General features: G+C 45.0%; 3 protein-coding genes and 1 pseudogene. All 4 read right to left on the minus strand.

Annotated features, from left to right (window positions below):
* Nucleotides 1–289: 289 nt before the first annotated feature.
* The 4 genes and pseudogenes from BRW63_RS26695 to BRW63_RS26710 all read right to left on the minus strand — a co-directional run bounded on the left by BRW63_RS26695 (nucleotide 290) and on the right by BRW63_RS26710 (nucleotide 3,506).
* Complete coding sequence (locus tag BRW63_RS26695; protein WP_317615852.1) at nucleotides 290–718, minus strand: GDP-mannose 4,6-dehydratase; 429 nt, start codon at nucleotides 716–718, stop codon at nucleotides 290–292.
* Between the two features lie 165 nt (nucleotides 719–883).
* Entirely contained in the window at nucleotides 884–1,660 is a 777-nt protein-coding gene (locus BRW63_RS26700; protein WP_073075337.1) for a WecB/TagA/CpsF family glycosyltransferase, read from the minus strand.
* A gap of 653 nt (nucleotides 1,661–2,313) precedes the next feature.
* A pseudogene (locus BRW63_RS26705) lies at nucleotides 2,314–2,721 on the minus strand (IS4 family transposase); the annotation flags it as partial.
* Between the two features lie 92 nt (nucleotides 2,722–2,813).
* Nucleotides 2,814–3,506, minus strand: a complete 693-nt coding sequence (locus BRW63_RS26710) for an N-6 DNA methylase family protein (RefSeq protein WP_223257538.1) — start codon at nucleotides 3,504–3,506, stop codon at nucleotides 2,814–2,816.
* Nucleotides 3,507–3,623 lie beyond the last annotated feature (117 nt).

Here is a 3,623-nt window from a genome sequence, read left to right on the forward strand (position 1 = left end):
AGGTTCAAGCCCGTCATCGCTCGCACCAGTCGGTCTTGTCGCAGCACTCGATCTACATCTAGCATCCTTCCGTCTCCACTCACTCGTTCTATATATTCTGCCTTATTTCACAACAGGTCTAATGAAGAATTAGATGTTGTCATGACCCAGATCCTTATAATACAAAGTCAAGTGCTTTAAGTTGAATCGGAATTTTGACCACGATTGCGTCCTAACGAGATTTTGAACCACAGGTAGGGATATTTGGTTTTTTAATTTGTGTGCTTGCGATACCACTCGATTGTGTTTCTCAAGCCTTCCTCAAACCCAAACGCTTGTTTTGCCCTTTCCGTATCCAGGCATCGGCGCTTTTCACCACCTTCTCAAACATCTCCGAGGAAGCCGACTGGTAGAAGCGAACCTGAATCCCCGTTCGATGCTGGTAGTCATGAATCGCTTCGCGTAAGCGAAGGGTATCTAGCCCAACGGCATCAACAGTATATTCGGGTGAATCAAAGCTGACGGAGACATGAGATTGAACACCCAGGTTATAAATTTCAACTGGTTGCACCTCTTCCAAAACTCGACGTAGGGTAGTGCTGTCAGTAAAATCCCCGTACTGCAGGAACAAGCAAACACTTTGGTCGTCAATGTGATCTTCATAAATGCGATCGCTGCGGTCTGTATTCAAGGTAGCGGTGCGTCGGATAATACCGTGAACTTCGTACCCATTCTCCAAAAATACTTACTCAGATATGAGCTGCCCTGTCCAGTAACTTCTGTAATCAGAGCACGTTTTTCTGTCATGCATCTCCTCATTAATTAATAGATATGAAACGAAAGCACTGAAAACCTTACAACAATGAACCCAGGAAAAGGTGCATGGCACGCAGTCCTACGTTTTCTACGTTATGGTTGTTCGATCAGAGGTTACTAGTTGCTTGCACGCTAACCAGATGAAGATTGGAATGGTGCTGCTATAGCGGCTCCAAAGCCTACGAGGTTCTTGCACTAATCGATAAAGCCATTCCAAGCCCAAGGAACGAATAACTTGGGGAGCTCGTTTATGAATCCCTGCGTAGACTGGAAATGCACCCCCAAGTCCAATCATGACTGCCTGAACCTGATCCTTGTGTTTGGACATCCAAATTTCCTGCTTCGGGCAACCCAAGGAAACAAACACAAGACCACATCCACTCTCATTCAGTTTTTGAACCACTGCCTTATCTTCATTCTCTGATAAGGGGCGGAAGGGAAGCGGCTCCATACCCGAGATTTGCAGATTCGGAAAGTCCTGCTCTAGCTGTGACCTCATTTTTTCTAGAATGGATGACTGGGAGCCTAGGAAGAAAATACTGATGTTTTCTGTAGATGCTCGTTCGCACAACGCTAACAGAACGTCCAGCCCAGCAACTCTATCCTGGTTTGGGGCTCCCATTAACCTCAACATCCAAACCAGAGGCATTCCATCAGGCGTTACTAGGTCAGCATTTTGCAACACAGGAGCAAATTCTGGATCTCGATATGCCTCCACTAACATATGAACGTTCGCAATACAGACAACTCTACTGACTAAACATTTAGCCCATTTCAATATGAGAGATATCTGGTCATCAAACGTAAAAGCAGTGACAGGGAGACCAATTACATTCTTGAAGGGAGGAATATCGTTGAAGATCATGATGCTAGCCTTGGATAATCTAGAAGTTCTATCAAAATCTGCCGAGAATGGAGGATACTAGTCTCTAAAAGTACACTGATGTTTGAAAGCTCCATATAGAAGCTATCTCGCCTGGTACGGCTGCGAGAACACAAAAAACCTAACCAGCAAGGTTTCAGCGCTTTCATCATTCGCTAGTAGTCCAACACTTAGCAAATGGTTCAGAAAATTTCTGAAACACTGAGTAAAATTATTCTCAGAAGACTTTATTAAAATATCGCAGATCTACGTAGCATTTGAGTACTAGGCTTGATCAGATTCACAATATCTTTATCCAGATGTCGCGTAACACGCTCTTTGTCCTCGTTAACAAATTAAATGTCCGCTACTTTACGGGGAGAAACCTGCAACGTAAACAGGGCAAAGCTCTAGCGTTTTCCCCAGTGCTACAGAACCAGAAACATCTCTGCTTTTTGATCGGAAGTTAACACATTAAACGTCCAATCCAGGCATTGATCGAGTGCTTTGCACACTTCGGACATCTAATGTGTTAATTCTAAAATTTGAGAAGGTAGTCTTAAAAAGACTACTGGATAAAGCTTTCAGTGATTTTCAAGGGTGACACTTAATGTGTTAATCAGGACAAAAAGCGTGTTAAACGACAACTGGTCAAAGCGCTCTTGCGTGTTCGAGTTGCCCCGCTTGTCTAATAGATGCCAAAACAGAGGAAACGCGACCCCTTGATGCACGACCCCTAACATCAGAATGTTGATGGTCACTGACCCCAACTCCCAGGTGGTGCGGTCTACACTCAACACCCACGGCTTCGGAATCCCGACCAGTCTCACCACCAGTTGGGCGATCTGGTCGTAGTTAAGCTCAAACGACCGCAGGAATCGTTGGATGCGTTTATAATTTGAGGCTGCCTTCGCACCTCCCGCAAACCCGGTTGCCACCTCTGCTAGGTTCACGGTCTTCACCCGGAACAGGGCAACCAGAAATAAGGACAGAAAGGCGACTCGTGCTCCATGCCAGCCTAGCAAGGGCTGCAATGTCTGCCGCAATTGGGTAATCTGATGCATAGGGTTTCATATTGTGAACTCACTATTTGCATGAAACCCTTTCCTAACCCCCTTTTGCAAGCTTTTGTCCTGTACTTAGGGAATTTCCACCATCACAAATTCTCCTTCGATGGCTTCGTCTGAAGCACATCCTTAATCTCCCCCAAAATCTCTAAAATTCGCTGCTCTTTTCTCCAGATGTCAGCTACCAATTGTTCAGGCGGCAAATGCTCAAAATCATTTTGGGCGATCGGGTTTTTCTGATCCAGATTGTAAATACACCAGTACAGCGAATCCCTTTTTGTTTGCTCCTGTTTAGCAATCTCTCGTTCTTGTCGTTCTTCTGCCAGAGTCCGTTTCTGTTCCTCTTTCAGATCTTGAATCTGCTGCTTAACTTTCGCTTGTTGTTTCGCAGGTGAAAAATCAAGTAAAGAGGCATTGATATTTTGAATCTGCGTCTCTAATTCTTTAACTCTCTTAGCGTTTCGATTTGCATTCGCTTCTGCTGTTCTCGCGGCATCCCAATGCGGTTGTGCTTCCGATTTTGCTTTATCGTAAGCTGCCTTAAAGTCATACTTCCAAGCCTGTGTATTTTCTGTTCTGTCGTTCCACCAGGCAAAGCAGCCATCAAAATCACTTTCCTGCATCGGCTTCGTTTTGCTAAAACTCTTGCGCCCCTCTGGTAACGGCACCTCGTAATACCAAATCTCCTCCGTTGCCCCCGACGCATCAAAAAATAGCAGATTCGTCGGAATCGACGTGTAAGGCGCAAACACCCCATTCGGCAACCGCACGATCGTATGCAAATTATACTCTAATCGGCTAAGAGCTGGACTTTTTTGAAGGATTGAAACTTCCAACTCATCAGGCTTTTTAGCTTGTCGTGTTTGTCAATAGGAGCCGTCTCTATCACCGTTGAAATT

Origin of the sequence: Phormidesmis priestleyi ULC007, from assembly GCF_001895925.1 — a bacterium.
GTDB lineage: Bacteria > Cyanobacteriota > Cyanobacteriia > Leptolyngbyales > Leptolyngbyaceae > Phormidesmis_A > Phormidesmis_A priestleyi_A.

Excerpts from the sequence above, each read along its gene's own strand:
- BRW63_RS26700 (WP_073075337.1), bottom strand. The coding sequence starts at position 1,660 with ATGATCTTCAACGATATTCCTCCCTTCAAGAATGTAATTGGTCTCCCT.